The sequence below is a fragment of the Acinetobacter sp. T63 genome, assembly GCF_053852345.1.
In genome coordinates, this window is sequence record NZ_CM132659.1 from 466,750 (window position 1) to 482,639 (window position 15,890).

Annotated in this window: 16 protein-coding genes; 12 read left to right on the forward strand and 4 right to left on the reverse strand. The window is 46.5% G+C overall.

From position 1 onward, the window contains the following. Positions 1 to 33 precede the first annotated feature (33 nt). The 10 genes from ACVLR6_RS02170 to ACVLR6_RS02215 all read left to right on the forward strand — a co-directional run bounded on the left by ACVLR6_RS02170 (position 34) and on the right by ACVLR6_RS02215 (position 10,025). Positions 34 to 483, forward strand: a complete 450-nt coding sequence (locus ACVLR6_RS02170; RefSeq protein WP_005182089.1) for an ammonium transporter — start codon at positions 34 to 36, stop codon at positions 481 to 483. A gap of 33 nt (positions 484 to 516) precedes the next feature. Continuing rightward, positions 517 to 3,153 (forward strand): type I DNA topoisomerase, encoded by a 2,637-nt coding sequence (gene topA, locus ACVLR6_RS02175; RefSeq protein WP_005182090.1) that lies wholly within the window; start codon positions 517 to 519, stop codon positions 3,151 to 3,153. An 85-nt stretch (positions 3,154 to 3,238) separates the two neighbouring features. Further along, the gene (locus tag ACVLR6_RS02180) at positions 3,239 to 4,183 is read left to right on the forward strand and encodes an NYN domain-containing protein (protein ID WP_160243554.1); all 945 of its coding nucleotides are present in this window, start codon (positions 3,239 to 3,241) and stop codon (positions 4,181 to 4,183) included. Between the two features lie 16 nt (positions 4,184 to 4,199). Beyond that, complete coding sequence (locus ACVLR6_RS02185) at positions 4,200 to 4,952, forward strand: hypothetical protein (protein ID WP_455995766.1); 753 nt, start codon at positions 4,200 to 4,202, stop codon at positions 4,950 to 4,952. Positions 4,953 to 5,016: 64 nt separating this feature from the next. Further along, positions 5,017 to 6,156, forward strand: coding sequence for a glycerate kinase (locus tag ACVLR6_RS02190; protein WP_160243552.1), 1,140 nt, complete (start codon positions 5,017 to 5,019; stop codon positions 6,154 to 6,156). Positions 6,157 to 6,201: 45 nt separating this feature from the next. Next, positions 6,202 to 6,558 (forward strand): hypothetical protein, encoded by a 357-nt coding sequence (locus tag ACVLR6_RS02195; protein ID WP_228277921.1) that lies wholly within the window; start codon positions 6,202 to 6,204, stop codon positions 6,556 to 6,558. A 68-nt stretch (positions 6,559 to 6,626) separates the two neighbouring features. Then, positions 6,627 to 8,618 (forward strand): ATP-dependent helicase, encoded by a 1,992-nt coding sequence (locus tag ACVLR6_RS02200; RefSeq protein WP_160241635.1) that lies wholly within the window; start codon positions 6,627 to 6,629, stop codon positions 8,616 to 8,618. A gap of 92 nt (positions 8,619 to 8,710) precedes the next feature. Beyond that, positions 8,711 to 8,962 carry an RNA recognition motif domain-containing protein gene (locus ACVLR6_RS02205; RefSeq protein WP_005182105.1) on the forward strand — a complete coding sequence of 84 codons (252 nt, stop codon included), beginning with the start codon at positions 8,711 to 8,713 and terminating at the stop codon, positions 8,960 to 8,962. Positions 8,963 to 9,140: 178 nt separating this feature from the next. After that, a complete protein-coding gene (locus ACVLR6_RS02210) occupies positions 9,141 to 9,644 on the forward strand; it encodes a DUF6586 family protein (RefSeq protein ID WP_005182107.1) in 504 nt (167 codons plus the stop codon). A gap of 102 nt (positions 9,645 to 9,746) precedes the next feature. Next, positions 9,747 to 10,025, forward strand: coding sequence for a hypothetical protein (locus ACVLR6_RS02215; RefSeq protein ID WP_005182110.1), 279 nt, complete (start codon positions 9,747 to 9,749; stop codon positions 10,023 to 10,025). 60 nt (positions 10,026 to 10,085) lie between these two features. On the opposite strand, the gene ACVLR6_RS02220 is transcribed toward ACVLR6_RS02215, so the two are convergent. From ACVLR6_RS02220 to ACVLR6_RS02235, 4 genes are all read right to left on the reverse strand, one after another. Beyond that, complete coding sequence (locus ACVLR6_RS02220) at positions 10,086 to 11,804, reverse strand: cation:proton antiporter (protein ID WP_075167257.1); 1,719 nt, start codon at positions 11,802 to 11,804, stop codon at positions 10,086 to 10,088. 147 nt (positions 11,805 to 11,951) lie between these two features. Next, complete coding sequence (gene rpmG, locus ACVLR6_RS02225; RefSeq protein WP_003654787.1) at positions 11,952 to 12,107, reverse strand: 50S ribosomal protein L33; 156 nt, start codon at positions 12,105 to 12,107, stop codon at positions 11,952 to 11,954. Between the two features lie 16 nt (positions 12,108 to 12,123). Further along, the gene (gene rpmB / locus ACVLR6_RS02230; protein ID WP_000048256.1) at positions 12,124 to 12,360 is read right to left on the reverse strand and encodes a 50S ribosomal protein L28; all 237 of its coding nucleotides are present in this window, start codon (positions 12,358 to 12,360) and stop codon (positions 12,124 to 12,126) included. Positions 12,361 to 12,524: 164 nt separating this feature from the next. Beyond that, positions 12,525 to 13,988 carry a coniferyl aldehyde dehydrogenase gene (locus ACVLR6_RS02235; protein ID WP_005182115.1) on the reverse strand — a complete coding sequence of 488 codons (1,464 nt, stop codon included), beginning with the start codon at positions 13,986 to 13,988 and terminating at the stop codon, positions 12,525 to 12,527. A gap of 115 nt (positions 13,989 to 14,103) precedes the next feature. Here ACVLR6_RS02235 and ACVLR6_RS02240 point away from each other — a divergent pair, with 115 nt between their 5' ends. Further along, on the forward strand, positions 14,104 to 14,814 hold the full coding sequence (locus ACVLR6_RS02240; protein WP_168369732.1) for a TetR/AcrR family transcriptional regulator: 711 nt from the start codon (positions 14,104 to 14,106) through the stop codon (positions 14,812 to 14,814). A gap of 70 nt (positions 14,815 to 14,884) precedes the next feature. Then, positions 14,885 to 15,751: a formyltetrahydrofolate deformylase gene (purU, locus tag ACVLR6_RS02245; RefSeq protein ID WP_005182122.1), complete on the forward strand. Its 867-nt coding sequence runs from the start codon at positions 14,885 to 14,887 to the stop codon at positions 15,749 to 15,751. Positions 15,752 to 15,890 lie beyond the last annotated feature (139 nt).

Consider the following 15,890-nt stretch of genomic DNA (forward strand, 5'->3'; position numbering starts at 1 on the left):
GCAACTCTAATAAAAGAACATAAAGGTTGAGCTATGGAAAATACTGGAATTTGGGTGGCACTGGCCATCATCATTTTTGTGCTGGGCTCGATTTTTGGTTTGCGTGTCAGTCCAAGAGAAAAAGCCCTCGGCCTGATGCGTGAAAAAGCCCGCAAGATGGGCCTGCATCCGCGTCTGGTGGCTGCGCCGGACTGGACCAAAATTCCGATGGCCACAGAAAGCCGTGCCAGTATGGTGGCCTATTATAGCGTATTGATTCCAGAGGCCCGCTTGCCGTTAATGCGCGCCCGGGTGGTCGATCAGCAGCTTGAACTGGTGCATGGTGAGGAAAAATTTAATCATACACCCGTTGCATTAAAGGGCATTTATGCTATTGATATGCAGGCAAACTGTGTAGGACTCTATTGGGATGAAGAAGCTGATCTGAAAGCCACCCAACTGGATGACATCAAGGCATATTTACATTCTTTGGCTGAACTTTAATTTAAAACATTTTCACAGGAACTACGGTTAACTATGGCGAACGCTCCTCGCTCCACATCGAAAAGCACTACAGCAAAATCTGCCGATGGCGCTAAGCGTGCCTTGGTGATTGTGGAGTCGCCTGCAAAAGCGAAAACAATCAACAAATACCTCGGTTCGAATTACATTGTAAAGTCGTCGGTCGGTCACGTGCGTGATTTGCCTACAGGCGCCAGTAAAAGTACAGAAAAGAAAACCACCACACGTGCCAAACTGACCGAAGCACAAAAAGCAGAAAAAGCTCAGCAGGCCTTGGTCAACCGCATGGGGGTAGACCCGGAGCATGGCTGGAAAGCCCAGTATGAAGTGCTACCGGGCAAGGAAAATGTTGTTGCTGAATTGAAAAAACTGGCATCGCAGGTCGATGAAGTCTATCTGGCAACGGATTTGGACCGTGAAGGGGAAGCCATTGCCTGGCATTTAAAAGAAGTCATTGGCGGTGATGATGCGCGTTATCAGCGTGTGGTATTTAACGAAATTACCAAAAATGCCATTCAGGAAGCCTTTAAGCATCCGGCACGTCTAGACACCAATAAAGTCAATGCGCAGCAGGCGCGCCGTTTCCTGGACCGTGTGGTTGGCTTTATGATTTCGCCATTGCTGTGGGAAAAAATTGCCCGTGGTCTGTCAGCCGGTCGTGTCCAGTCAGTAGCCGTGAAACTGGTGGTAGAGCGTGAACGTGAAATTCGTGCCTTCATTCCGGAAGAATACTGGCAGGTATTTGCCGATACCAAATCTGCACAAGATGATATTCGTCTGGAAGCAGTCAAGCAAAATGGCAAGACCCTAAAGCTGCGTAACAAGGCTGAAACCGATGCCTTGCTGAACCTGATTAAAGATGCAGACTATACGGTGGCTGCACGTGAAGACAAGCCGACCAAGGTGAATCCGAGTGCGCCGTATATCACCTCAACGCTGCAACAGGCGGCCAGTACCCGCTTAGGTTTCTCGGTCAAGAAAACCATGATGCTGGCACAGCGTCTGTATGAAGCCGGTTTTATTACCTATATGCGTACCGACTCGACGTTCCTGAGTGATGACGCCGTGAATATGGTGCGTACGCATATTGAATCCGAGTACGGCCAGAAATATTTACCGGCCAAGCCAAACCGTTACGGCAACAAAGCCGGCGCACAAGAGGCTCACGAAGCGATTCGTCCATCCAATGTTGGTCTGAAAGGCGACAGCCTGGCCGGTGTCGAGCGTGATGCCCAGCGTTTATACGATTTAATCTGGCGTCAGTTTGTGGCCTGTCAGATGACTCCGGCCGAATATTTATCATCGACCATTCTGGTCAATGCCAATGGGGTAGAACTGAAAGCCAAAGGCCGTACCCTGGTCTTTGATGGCTTTACCAAAGTGCGTGGTCAGAACAAGTCTGATGATGATGTATTGCTGCCTGCAGTGAAAGTCGGCGAAGTGCTAAAACTGCAAAAGCTGGACCCATCACAGCACTTTACCAAGCCGCCGGCACGTTTTACCGAAGCCTCGCTGGTGAAAGAACTGGAAAAACGTGGCATTGGCCGTCCATCGACCTATGCAGCGATTATTTCCACCATTCAGGACCGTGGTTATGTCAAGCTGGAAAACCGCCGCCTGTTTGCGGAAAAGATGGGTGAAATTGTCACCGACCGTCTGGATGAAAGCTTTAACAACCTGATGAACTACGACTTTACCGCGGACTTAGAAGGTCAGCTGGATAAAGTGGCCGATGGTGAACGCAACTGGAAAGATCTGCTCGACAGCTTCTATGGTGATTTTAAAACCCGTTTGACCAATGCACAGGGCGAACAGGGTATGCGCCGTAACCTGCCGGTGGAAGTGGATGCCGTGCATTGTCCGGAATGCGAACGTCCAATGCAGATTCGTACCGGCACTACCGGGGTATTCCTCGGCTGTTCCGGTTATAACCTGCCGCCAAAAGAACGCTGTAAGGGCACTCTGAATTTAACACCTGTAGAATCTCTGGCAGCCCTGTCAGATGATGACAGTGCTGAAACTGCTGACCTGATGTCGAAAAAACGCTGCCCGATTTGCGAAACCGCAATGGATAGCTACGTGATTGATGGTGGCCGTAAACTGCATATTTGCGGTAATAACCCGGACTGCGCCGGTTTTGAGCTGGAAGAAGGCGAGTTCAAGATTAAAGGCTATGATGGCCCGACCATTCCATGTGATAAATGTGATGGCGAAATGCAGCTGAAAACTGGCCGTTTTGGTCCATACTTTGCCTGCACCAGCTGTGACAATACCCGTAAAGTCTTGAAAAACGGTCAGCCTGCGCCGCCGCGTGTCGACCCCATCAAGATGGAACATTTACGCTCGACCAAGCACGATGACTTCTTTGTCCTGCGTGATGGCGCTGCCGGTCTATTCCTGGCGGCCAGCAAGTTCCCGAAAGTGCGTGAAACCCGTGCACCGAAGGTGGCGGAACTGCGTACGGTTGCTGACCAGCTTGATCCAAAATATCAATTCATTTTGCAGGCACCCGATGTAGACCCAGAAGGCAACCCGACTCTGGTGAAATTCAGCCGTAAAAATCAGGCGCAATATATTGGCTCTGAAACCCCTGAAGGCAAGCAGACCAAATGGAGTCTGGTATATCAGGATGGCAAATGGGTTGAAGCCTAAATACCATGATTGAAAAAATGCTGACGAAAGTCGGCATTTTTTATGGCAAAATAATTAATATTAAAATGTAAAAAAAGGGGAGAAAATGGAAAATCAGGGTAAAAAGTTAGCAGTGCTTATTGACGCAGACAATGCTTCAATTTCAAGTGTTTCAGTGGTATTAGAGGAAATTGCAAAATTTGGCATTGCAAGTGTAAAGAGAGTATATGGGGATTGGAGTAACCCTACACTTAAAGGTTGGTATGAGGTTTGTCTCAAGTATGGGATGACTCCGATACAACAATATGCATATACAGTTTCAAAAAATGCTACAGACATTGCTTTAGTTATTGATGCGATGGAGTTATTGTTTACAAGTACTTTTGATGGTTTTTGCATCGTTTCAAGTGATAGTGATTTCACGCCATTAGCACTTAAGATTCGTGAAAAAGGTTTGTTTGTACATGGATTTGGTAAAAGTACTACACCGATATCTTTCGTAAGTGCTTGTGATAAGTTTATTGATGTTAAGAATTTGGCTGTAGGAGAAACGATTGATCTTAAAGAAACAACCACAGATCAAGTTACGCAAGGTCAGATTACTATTGATAAAGATGTGTTAGCTTTGATTCTTAAAACAATACGTGATAAAGCTGATGAAGACGGATGGGCTAATCTTTTAACAGTTCAGCAATATATAAGTGTGGTTAAACCTGACTTTGATTCTAGAAATTATAATAGAGCTAAATTTTCAGGGCTTATTAGGTCATTGGAATTATTTGATATTAAAGAAGTAAAAAGTCAATTATTGGCTAGAAAAAGAACTTTTAAAGTAATTATAAAGCTTACGCAAGACGCCTTAAAAAATATATCTAGCACAAATAATTGGGTAGAAATTCCAACTTTAGTTGAGCAGGTAAAAAGTTTAGAGCCAGCTTTAGATATTAAATTCTATGGTTACGACTCTATCGAAAATGCTATCAAAGCAATTAATGGTGGTTGGATTGAATTAAAAGATGAAAAAATTCGATTAGGTAAACAAATTAATTAAAGTACAAAAAATAAATGTGGAAAAAATTCGGATTCTGATTTTATTAATCATCTTATTAATCGTCGCTGTAAACGCCTATCGTGATCAAAATCAGGACTGGAGCAAGCCTGTTTTTGTCTTGTTGCATCCAATCAATGCTGATGGTTTGCCGAGCACTCAACAATATATTCAACAGCTTTCAGCTCAGGAGTTAGATGGAGCACAAAAATATCTGGAAAAGGCTGCACAGCAGTATCGCGGTCAACCCACCTATTTTTATTTTAATTTAGGCCGTGAGCTTCAAGTTTTGCCACCGAAAGTGCCTGAGCAGGCCTCGATTCTCGATACTGTTTTATGGAGCCTGAAATTCCGTTTTTATGCCTGGCAACAACAGCAAAGTACAGATCCTTCAGCCAATGTGACCTTATATTTAAATTATTATGATCCGGCTCAAACCCGGCAATTAAAACATTCGACTGCGCTACAAAAAGGCCGGATTGGGTCGGTGAATTTATTTGCATCAAAGAAACAGTCAGCTCAAAATCAGATTGTGCTGGTGCATGAACTCTTGCATGCCTTTGGCGCCAGCGATAAATATGATCTGGCCAGCGGTCAGCCAGTTTATCCGGCCGGTTATGCCTTTCCCAATCAGCAGCCGTTATTTCCTCAAGAAAAAGCAGAATTGATGGCTGGACATATTCCGACTTCACACACCAGCAGCAAAATGCCGGAGTCATTAAACCAGACCCTGATTAACGAGATCACCGCAATAGAGTTGGGCTGGAAATAACGGTTGTGGATAGTATTGAATTTATCCACAATTAAAATATCACTTGTGGATAAAAGATCATCCTATGCCGCTTCGCTTTGTTCTGGCTCCCGATTCCTTTAAAGAAAGTCTGTCTGCTGCACAGGCCTGTCAGGCCATGCAACGAGGGGTTTTGCAGGTATTTCCTGATGCACATTGTATTGCTGTGCCTATGGCAGATGGTGGCGAAGGTACTGTTGATACATTGATCTTGAGTTTAAATGGTCAGCACGTTGCCTGTGAAGTGACAGGCCCATTGGTGCATCAGCGTATTCAAACCTATTTCGGTTTGGTCGATGAAGGGCGTACCGCTGTGATTGAAATGGCCAAAGCCAATGGTATTCATTTGCTCGAAGTGGAACAACGTAATCCGATGCTGACTTCCACTTATGGCACTGGGGAAATGATCAAACAGGCCCTGGATGTGGGTGTCAACAAAATCATTGTTGGCCTCGGTGGTAGTGTCACCAATGACGGCGGTGCCGGTATGGCGCAGGCCTTTGGTGTTCAGTTTTTCAATAGTACCGGTGAAATGAAACAAGTCTGTGGTGGTAACCTGGATCAGATTGATCGAATTGATATTTCTGGGTTAGATGCTCGTTTGAAAAATACCGAAATCCTGATTGCCTCAGATGTCAATAATCCGCTGTGTGGCCCGAATGGTGCTTCTTATGTGTTTGGACCGCAAAAAGGTGCAACCCCTGACATGGTAAAACAGTTAGATCAAAACCTTAGTCATTTTGCCGATCTGGTTGAAGCAACGCTCGGGGTTAATGTGCAACATCAGGCCGGGGCCGGTGCAGCGGGTGGACTGGGCTTTGGCTTGCTTGCTTTTGCACGCGCAAAAATTCAGTCAGGTGTTGAACTGCTGATTCAGCAAACCGGGTTGGCTGAAAAAATTGCACAGGCCGATGTGGTCCTGACCGGCGAAGGGAAAATTGATCGGCAGACCTTCATGGGTAAAACCCCATTTGGTGTGGCACAGGTTGCGAAAGGCTTGAATAAACCGGTCTATGCGTTTGCAGGAATGATCGGTGAAGGCATTGAGCCACTGCTAGAGGCGGGATTTACACAGATTATTGGCATTAATCTACCTGATATTTCATTAGAAGATGCGATTCGAAATGCGGAAAATAATTTAACCGACAGCGTCGAAAATGTCATGCGATCGCTAAAGAAAGCGTGATAAACCCAGATGCCAATAGGGTTTAAAAAAATGATAAATAGGGAAATGATGAAAAAGATCATCTTGGTTTTGATATTAAGCTGCATCACCGTACACAGTTTTGCAAAACCGGCCTACCGCGAAAATATGCAAAATTATCTCAGGAAAAATCCTGTACAGCAGTACTCACAGCCGAGAGTACTGTCTTTTCATTTTGATGAGATGCATCTGAGTGTTTTAAAAAATCTGCTGGCAATTGAAAAGAAGGTCACGCTGATTGTGGATTCAGATGTCGATATGAATCATCAATTTCCCCTTCATTTACGCAATGCGAACTTTCTTGAATTTTTGGACGTAATGACCCGACAGCTGGGGCTGCAATACGAAGTACTCAATTCGAAAACGATCCGGGTTTACAAATAGGCTAGTTTTTATGTTGATGGGATGCTTATGATAAGATCTCGCTTTGAATTTTCGAGAAATGATTTGGTATGTCACTTGCACAGCTCATCGACGAGTTAAATCCCCAACAGAAAAATGCAGCCACCACTGAAGCAAAGCACAGTTTGGTCTTGGCTGGGGCAGGCTGTGGCAAAACCAAAACCATTGTGGCGCGTGCGGCTTATCTGATTGATCAGGGCGTTCCGGCCAACCAGATTCAGATTTTAACCTTTACCCGCCGTGCCGCCGCTGAAATTGTAGCGCGGGTCGAGCTGGCACTGGGCGAGCAGGCCAAGGGCTTACGTGCTTCGACCTTCCATACCTTCTGTATGTATCTGCTGCGCCGGATTCCAAAAGCCTTTGGGCTGGAACAGTTCTCGATTATTGATCGTGATGACCAGATCATGATGTTCCGTTTACTGCGTGGTAAAGATGACAAGAAAAATCCAAATGCCTTGCCCAAGCCGCAGCAGCTATGTGATCTGTATTCATTTGCCCGCAATACCCGGCAAAAACTGAGTATTGCCCTGGAAAAGCAGCTGCCGGAATGTCTGGATTATAAAGATCAGATTGCCGAGATCATGAAAGAATATGAAGCGCGCAAGCAGGCGCGTCATTTTCTGGATTATGACGATATTCTGGCAATTGTCGCTTCGGCGCTGGCCCAGTCAGAGGGGCTGGTTGATTATGTCGCGTCGTTGTGCCAGCACATGCTGGTCGATGAAATGCAGGACACCAATCCTTTGCAATGGGCCTTACTAGAGCCGTTAAAAGAGCGGGTGCAGCTGTTCTGTGTTGGTGATGATGCGCAGTCGATTTACGGTTTCCGTGGTGCTGACTTTGAAAATATTCATCATTTTAAAGAACGTGTTCCGGGTGCCCAGATTTATAAACTGGAGCGTAATTATCGTTCAACTCAGGAAATTCTGGACCTGTCGAACTGGTTGCTGGATCAAAGTCCGATCGGCTATGACAAACGGCTGGAGGCATATCGCGGCAGCGGCTTAAAACCGCGCATGCACATTTTTCCGAATGAATTTGATGAAGCCAAATGGATTGCGATTGATATCAAAGAGCGTCACTTTATCCAGGGCGCAGCATGGCAGGAGCATATGGTGCTGGTGCGTTCCAGTTTTGCCGCGCGGCATATTGAAGCGGCCTTTATTGCGGCCAATGTCCCGTATCGTTTTATTGGCGGCATGAAATTACTGGAATCGGCACACGTTAAGGATTTGCTCAGTCTGCTGCGAGTCATTGCCAATCCGGCAGATGATATTGCCTGGATGCGTTTTCTGACCTTGTGGAATGGCGTTGGGGATGTCGGTGCCAGTAAATTGGCACAGCAGTTGTTACTGAACCCGGAAATGGAACAGATTGCGGAAAAGCTGGAGAAATTTGGCCGGATTCCGGATAAAACCATTTTGATTATGAAGCAAATGGCCGTACTGAAACAGGAAGTCGACGTCTGTGTCAGTCTGGCGATTGAGGCACTGGTGGAGCAGCTGGAACAGAACTACGCCAAAAAAGACTGGTCAAAACGGCTTAAAGATTTTGATCTGGTCAAGCAGCTGGCCAGTAAACACGGTCAGCTCAGCGAGTTTCTGGAAGAATATGTGCTTGATCCGATTTCGATTAGCGAGATTGAGCGTCAGTCGGACGATGATGTGGTCACGCTCATTACCATTCACTCGGCCAAAGGCACCGAGCAGAAGGTTTGCTATGTGGCCAATGTCACTGCCGGGCAGTATCCACATGCACGGGCGCAAGGGAATTTTGACGAAGTCGAAGAAGAGCGCCGGGTGCTGTATGTGGCTTTAACCCGGGCGCAAAACGAGCTGATTCTGACCAAGCAGAACATCAGCTGGTGGGCCAGAGATACGGTCGATGAACAGGGGCGTACTGTGGAAAGCTATTTTCTGAACGATTTGACCCGTAACCTGTGTCAAAGTGAAACCCACTATAAAACCCGTGAACAAACTGTTAAAAGTGCGCTGATCGAACGCCAGAAGATTCGTTTAGATTTTGGGATTGATCTCGATTAAACTAGAGCCATGTGTTGTGCAGCTTGATGCACAATCTCCAGAGTAGAGTAGGCGCATGCTTTTGGATGATTTGGCCTATTTGGAAAAAGTAAATGAAAATTCTTGTACGTAATTTAGAGCGTTCTATCACCGATGCTGAACTGCTGGCGCTGTTTCAGCCGTTTGGCACAGTCGAATCTGCGGTGATTGTTAAAGAGGCTGACAGTGGCAAGTCCAAAGGGTTTGGCTTTGTGGAAATGCCGCATGGTCGTGAAGCCGTCAAAGCGATTAAGGGCCTGAATACCCTGAAAGTCAAAGGTGCTGGCATTCGCGTTAAAGCTGCGGAAGACAAGCCGAAAGCTTGAACATCAACAGGAGTCCTTAGTGGCTCCTTTTTTAGCGCTGCATTTTTCTTTATTTAAACCCATCGTAGAAAATATCGGTGCTGATGATAGCGCTCATATGTATTTTTTGTTGGGCATTTGGACGCAGAGCGTTTAAGCTTAATGTTGAAATAAAAGCCAAAATTTAGGAACGCTATTCATGTCCCGTGTTGCTCGCTTTCATGCCGACCGTACCAATCAAAAACTGTATTTTGCCCGTCTTTCATGTCAGCAAGCTGAACAAACCGAACATATCCAGCAGGCGCAGGCACATCGCGAAGCAGCGGTGTTTCATCTGCATGGTGCTGTACTGGCCTTTTTGCAGGAACTGGTGCGTTACTACCGCCTGAATGAGCTGCAGCCGACTTTAAAATCAATTGAAGAAGCGATGGCGGCCAAAGGTCAGGTATCGCCTGAAGTGGTGATTCTGCAAAAACTGGCCAAAGAAGGCTTTATTGCCGAATTAAAACGCGCTTATCGTCTTTGTCAGTATACGCCGGAGCCAAGCGCGCCTGAACCGGAAGATGAGACTTCATCGAACCTGATTATTAAAGTCACTCAAACCCCGCAAGCATGGCTGCCAGATACCAAAATCCTGCGTGAATGGCATCGTGAGCTGATGCAGTTAATTGATGGTTTCAGAAATGAAATGGTGGAATTCTAAACCCGACCAGTGTCCCTTGAATTCTGAAAACCTGACATCATATTAACTATCTAAGCGATGCAAAGAGTCCATCTTTGCCACCATGTTGAACATGGAGGAATTATGTCTATAGAACAGTTAAAAGCCTTATTTGGAAATCAGGACGCGATTTTGGAATTGGTTCAGCTTGAAGGTGGTGAGTTGGCATTGCGTAATGCTGGTTCAGAACAGGAACCTCTGGTCAAAATCCAGTTTAATGATGAAGTCAAAGCCCTGCTGGGAGATCAGACGCCAATTGTCGCCCAGCACATGATTCAGGCCGCATTATTCGGGCTGCTGGAAAAGCAGGTCAATGAATGGCAGGCCGAAGTGGTTGATGAGCAGCCGAAGTATCTGAGCTAGTCGGCTCATGCTCTGGAATGCAAAAGCGCACCTGAAGGTGCGCTTTTTTGTGCCTGGGGCTTAATGTGAGGGTGGTTGATGATGGGCAATTTCAATCTGGTTTAAAATATGATTGCTCATGTTCTTGGCCATTTCTTCTTTGGCAAAGTACACCTCACCGATATTGTCACGGCGAATGACTTCGGCTTCTTCTTTGCTTTCCGCGCAGATCAGCACCTGAATTTGCGGATTCAAAGTGGTGGCAATATCAACAATTTTATGAATATCAATAATGTCCATCGGTGAAATCACCAGTAAACGGGCATGTTGAATATGTGCCTGAATCAGTACTCCAGGCTCAGTGGCCACACCAGATACCGCAGCAATGCCTTTTTCCCGCAGGTTTTCGACAATCTCACGGTTTTCTTCGGCAATCACCACCTTGATATTTTCTGCCATCAGGTTTTTGGTAATGCGGCGGCCAACTTCACCATGGCCAATAATCACCACCTGATCACGCAGGTAATCTTGTGAAACTTCATCGGGTAACATCGCCAGCGGGTCGCCACTGCGTTCCAGCAAACGGGCCAGATGTGAGCGCTCGCGAATCCAGCGCTGTACCGGTTCAATCGCCGAAAATAGGAAGGTGTTTAAGGTAATGGAAATCAGGGCACCGGCCAGAATCAGGTTTTGACCTTCTAGAGACAACAGCTGTAACGATACGCCGAGCGTGGCCAGAATAAAGGAGAATTCACCAATCTGCGCCAGTGAAGCACCCACCGTTAATGCCGTGTTAATCGGATAGCGGAAGAACAGGACCAGGGCCATGGCGGCAATGGTTTTACCAATCATGATAATGCCGACCACTGCCAGCACATGCAGCGGTTCTTCCAGCAGAATCCGCGGGTCAAACAGCATCCCCACCGACACGAAGAACAGGATCGAGAAAATCTCCCGTAGCGGCAGGGTTTCTTCTTCAGCACGATGGCTAAAGTCAGACTCTTTCACCACCATACCGGCAAAGAAGGCGCCCAGTGCCATCGACACACCAAAGACTTTATAGGCACCAAAGGCAATTGACACGGCCGCCGCGACCACAGTCAGGGTAAACAGTTCACGGGAACCTAGACGCGCCACCACCTGCATAATCCAGGGTACCAATCGTTTTCCGACAATCAGCATAAAGGCAATAAAGCCGGTGACTTTTAACAGGGTAATGCCCAGTGTCAGCCAGATGTTTTCATCAGCTGCACTACCGGCAAGTGCCTGTCCACCCAACAGGACCGCAGTAGCCGGTAACAGTACCAGCACCAGTACCATCACCAGATCTTCGACCAGCAGCCAGCCCACGGCAATCTTGCCGTTGACCGAGTCTAGCAGGCCGCGATCCCCCAGTGCTTTGAGTAGAACTACCGTACTGGCACAGGACAGGCTAAGACCGAACACCAGTGCAGAGCCGAAACTCCAGCCCCACATCATCGAGACTCCAATCCCCAGTAAAGTGGCGACAGTAATCTGCAGGATGGCACCGGGCAGGGCAATCCGTTTGACTTGCATCAGGTCATTGAGCGAGAAATGCATCCCGACGCCAAACATCAGGAACATCACACCCAGTTCAGCCAGCTGGTTGGCCAGGTGAATATCACCGACCACGCCGGGCGTATTTGGACTAATCAGGATACCGGCCACCAGATAACCGATCAGGGGCGGTAAACGTAAACGGGCGGCAATATAGCCGAACAGTAAGGCCAGTCCAAAGCCGACAGCCAATAAGATAATAAGTTCTACATCATGCGGCACTAACAACTCCTTAAGCCAAGGTTAAGGGTAAAAAAGACAAGCACAGAGAGTGCCAGATTGAAAAGATCAGGAAATTTTAACAACTGGAAGAAAAAAAGTGCAAAAAAAACGACCTGCAGAGAGGTCGTTTTTTTCAAAAAGCCAAAATTATTTGATTTTAGCTTCTTTGAAGATTACGTGTTGACGGATTTTTGGATCAAATTTTTTGATTTCCATTTTTTCCGGCATAGTACGTTTGTTTTTAGTCGTGGTATAGAAATAACCTGTACCAGCTGTAGAAACTAAGCGAATCTTATCACGCATTGTCCTGACTCCTTACTTAGATCTTTTGACCTTGAGCACGTAGGTCAGCAACAACCTTTTCAATGCCCAATTTGTCGATAATACGCATACCTTTAGTGGTTAAACGAAGACGTACAAAACGTTTTTCGCTTTCTAACCAGAAACGGTGGTGGTGCAGGTTCGGCTCGAACCGGCGCTTAGTTTTGTTGTTGGCGTGTGAGACGTTGTTACCAACGACTGGACGCTTGCCGGTAACTTGGCAAACCTTAGACATGGTGTAACTCCATTGATTTAGCCAACAGCAAATCTGTATGGCCAGTCAAAAATAAACGGATGAATTCATTCAAGGGGCGTTTTATACCAAAAATGCGCTTAAAAGACAAGCGATTTTCAGGAAAACGCAGCATGAGCCATGCTAATAGCTCATGCCTTGATCATTTAGCGAAGAAGCATCTTTGAAATTAGTCTGTGAATCGGCTTATTGAACGGCGGCAGGATGTATTTCAAGCTATACAGCTTCGGATTAGACATCACCGAGCGTTCATGCGACAAACTGAAGAATCCTTCGGGACCATGATATTTGCCCATCCCTGACGCACCGACACCACCAAATGGTAAGTCATCCTGTGCGACATGGGTCAGTACCATGTTTTGTCCGAAATGCCCTGAATGGGTACGCTGTGCGACATAGTCGGCACGCGCCTGATCAAAGTCGAAGTAGTATAATGCAAGTGGACGCGGACGGCTATTAATAAACTCGATTACATCATCAATTTGTTCATATTCCATGATGGGCAGCAGTGGTCCGAAAATTTCCTCTTTCATGATGCGCATTTCGGTGGTGACCCCGGTCAGTACGGTCGGAGCGACTTTGCGTACATCGTCCAGCAGTTCATTTTGCGGATTGATTTCAATCAGTTGGGCGCCCTGTTCACGGGCATTGTCTAAATAGCCCTGCAGCCGGTTGTACTGCTTGTCATTAATAATGGAGGTGTAATCCTGATTGTCGCGCAGACTTGGATACATCTGCTTAATATATTGTTCATAATGACCCAGGAATTCGGCGGTTTTGCCTTTAGGCAGGAACATATAGTCCGGTGCCACGCAGGTCTGTCCGGCATTCCAGAGTTTACCAACCGCAATCCGCTCGGCAACATCGGCCATATCACTTGATGGATGCACCAGCACGGGCGATTTACCGCCCAGCTCTAAAATCACTGGCACCAGATTTTCGGCTGCCGCCGCCATCACGGTTTTACCGACATTGGTCGAACCGGTAAAAATCATTTTATCGAAGGACAGATGACTAAAGGTATCGGAAATCGCACCGCCGCCGGTAATGACCGCCACCAGTTCCTGCGGGAAAGCTTCAGCAATGGCATTTTCCAGCACGCGGCCAAAATGCATCGAGGCACTGGAAATTTTAATCATGGCGTGGTTGCCGGCTGCTAAAGCGCAGATTAACGGACCGACCGACAGTAACAGCGGATAATTCCACGGTGCAATAATGCCGACCACACCCAAAGGCTGGTATTGCACCCAGGCTTTGGCCGGCTGATGAATAATTCCGACATGTCGCTTGGATGGTTTCATCCAGCCACTGAGGTTTTTGCTGTAGTATTTGATATGTTCAAGGCAGGTGAGTAATTCGCCAATTTTGGTCTCGCCCATCGAACGGTTACCATAGTCTTCATTAATTGCTTCGGCAAACTGATCCTGATATTTAACCAGCACCCGTTTTAACCGTGCCAGACGGTCAATCCGTTCTTTGGCGGTTGGCAGCGGATAGCGCTGATAGGCGTATTTCTGCAGGGCCAGAACATCATGTAAACGTTGTGCATCAAGGTTATGGGGCGTGCTGTCGGGAGTGGTCATCGAAGTTGTTTTTGTTTGACTGTTCATGGCGTGTTACCATTCGATTGAATCAATTAATTTAGTTTTTAGAGTATTTACTCTAAATAGTCAAGTTACTTTATCTGTTAGTTTCTTAACAGTTTGAAAGAATGGTTACTTTAGGATGTCACACTCGAAAACGGTGAAAACCAAAGAACGTATTTTGCAGTTAAGCCTGCAACTTTTTAATGAACGTGGCGAACGTGTCGTGACGACCAATCATATTGCAGCTGAATTGGGCATGAGTCCGGGTAATTTGTACTATCATTTCCGCAATAAAAACGAAATTATTAAAGAGCTGATGGAGCAGTATCAGGCCGAAACCCTGAGCATGCTGGCCTTGCCAGATGACCGTCCGCTGGATGCCAACGATAAGATTCATTACTTTCAGGTCCTTAGCAGCCAGTTATGGAACTACCGCTTTTTGCATCGGGATGTCTATCATCTGGTGGAAAATAACGAAGATTTCCGCAAAATGTATCCGCATTTTGCCGGACAGGTGATGCAGCAGGGACAAAAAATTTATAAAGCTTTCGTGGAAGCCGGTTTAATGGAAATGACCGACTCGGAAATTGAAGCCTTAATTATTAACCTGTGGATTGTGCTGACCAACTGGACCAACTTCCTGTATATGTCGGGGCATATTACCGACTCGAATACGCTGGAAGAGAAGTGGGTCTGGCAGGCGCTGCGTCAGATGGTATTCCTGGAAGGGGCGTATTTGCGTGGTGAAAGCCGTCAAACCTATGAAGGCCTGTTACAGACCCTGGGTTCATCGGAACTGTTTGCCAGCTTATCTTCAAGCAAGAATACAGAAACTGATTCCCCTATTTAGTCTGTTAAGGAAACGCGCTAGAATAGCCGGCTTATTTTTTCAATTTAACTGATTAGTGATATAAACCAACATGAATATGACGACTGCGAATACTGCACGTTTACTGATTACTTGTGAGGATAAGCCAGGTATCGTGCAGGCTGTATCGAGCTTTTTGTATCATCAGGGAGCAAATATTACCGCACTTGATCAATACGCGACTGAAGCTCAGGGCGGGCGTTATTTCATGCGCGTTGAATTCGAGCTGGATCATCTGCAAAGCCGTCGTGAAAGCCTGATCCAGACCTTTGCCAGCAATGTGGCCGAGCGTTATGAAATGCAATGGCGTCTGGCCTTGGTGGCCGATGTGAAAAAGGTCGGTATTTTAGTGTCTAAAGTCGATCATGCCTTGCTGGAACTGTTATGGCGTCATGCGCGTGGTGGTCTGCCGTGTGAAATCACCAAAGTGGTGTCGAATCACGAAACTTTACGTGAAGCGGTTGAGAACTTTGGTATTCCATTTGAAGTGGTGCCGGTTAACAAGGAAAATAAACGCGAAGCCTATGCCAAAATTGATGAATTGATGCAGGGCAATGATGTACTGGTGCTGGCACGTTATATGCAGATTCTGGATGAAGAATTTGTCAGCAAATGGGAAATGAAAGTGATCAATATTCACCATTCCTTCCTGCCAGCTTTCGTTGGCGCCAACCCGTATCAGCAAGCCTATGACAAAGGCGTGAAACTGATTGGGGCAACTGCGCACTATGTGACCGCGGATTTAGACCAGGGCCCGATTATCGAGCAGGATGTGGAGCGTGTTAGCCACGATTTTACGGTCGAGCAGCTGCGTGAACTGGGTCAGGATGTGGAGCGTAACGTGCTGGCGCGTGCAGTGAAATGGCATCTGGAAGACCGGATTATTGTTGATGGCAATAAAACAGTGGTATTCCAATAAGTTGTTGTGAATCACCAGATTTAAAGGCATACTTTTAGTATGCCTTTTTTATTGATTATTTGAAAAAGCCATTAAAATAGCCAAATTAATTGTTGCAAATGAAAACACTTCTCATTTATCATTGCGGTACTTTAATTGT

Excerpts from the sequence above, each read along its gene's own strand:
- ACVLR6_RS02170 (WP_005182089.1), top strand. The coding sequence starts at position 34 with ATGGAAAATACTGGAATTTGGGTGGCACTGGCCATCATCATTTTTGTG.
- topA (WP_005182090.1), top strand. The coding sequence starts at position 517 with ATGGCGAACGCTCCTCGCTCCACATCGAAAAGCACTACAGCAAAATCT.
- ACVLR6_RS02180 (WP_160243554.1), top strand. The coding sequence starts at position 3,239 with ATGGAAAATCAGGGTAAAAAGTTAGCAGTGCTTATTGACGCAGACAAT.
- ACVLR6_RS02190 (WP_160243552.1), top strand. The coding sequence starts at position 5,017 with ATGCCGCTTCGCTTTGTTCTGGCTCCCGATTCCTTTAAAGAAAGTCTG.
- ACVLR6_RS02195 (WP_228277921.1), top strand. The coding sequence starts at position 6,202 with ATGATGAAAAAGATCATCTTGGTTTTGATATTAAGCTGCATCACCGTA.
- ACVLR6_RS02200 (WP_160241635.1), top strand. The coding sequence starts at position 6,627 with ATGTCACTTGCACAGCTCATCGACGAGTTAAATCCCCAACAGAAAAAT.
- ACVLR6_RS02205 (WP_005182105.1), top strand. The coding sequence starts at position 8,711 with ATGAAAATTCTTGTACGTAATTTAGAGCGTTCTATCACCGATGCTGAA.
- ACVLR6_RS02210 (WP_005182107.1), top strand. The coding sequence starts at position 9,141 with ATGTCCCGTGTTGCTCGCTTTCATGCCGACCGTACCAATCAAAAACTG.
- ACVLR6_RS02215 (WP_005182110.1), top strand. The coding sequence starts at position 9,747 with ATGTCTATAGAACAGTTAAAAGCCTTATTTGGAAATCAGGACGCGATT.
- rpmG (WP_003654787.1), bottom strand. The coding sequence starts at position 12,107 with ATGCGTGATAAGATTCGCTTAGTTTCTACAGCTGGTACAGGTTATTTC.
- rpmB (WP_000048256.1), bottom strand. The coding sequence starts at position 12,360 with ATGTCTAAGGTTTGCCAAGTTACCGGCAAGCGTCCAGTCGTTGGTAAC.
- ACVLR6_RS02235 (WP_005182115.1), bottom strand. The coding sequence starts at position 13,988 with ATGAACAGTCAAACAAAAACAACTTCGATGACCACTCCCGACAGCACG.
- ACVLR6_RS02240 (WP_168369732.1), top strand. The coding sequence starts at position 14,104 with ATGTCACACTCGAAAACGGTGAAAACCAAAGAACGTATTTTGCAGTTA.
- purU (WP_005182122.1), top strand. The coding sequence starts at position 14,885 with ATGAATATGACGACTGCGAATACTGCACGTTTACTGATTACTTGTGAG.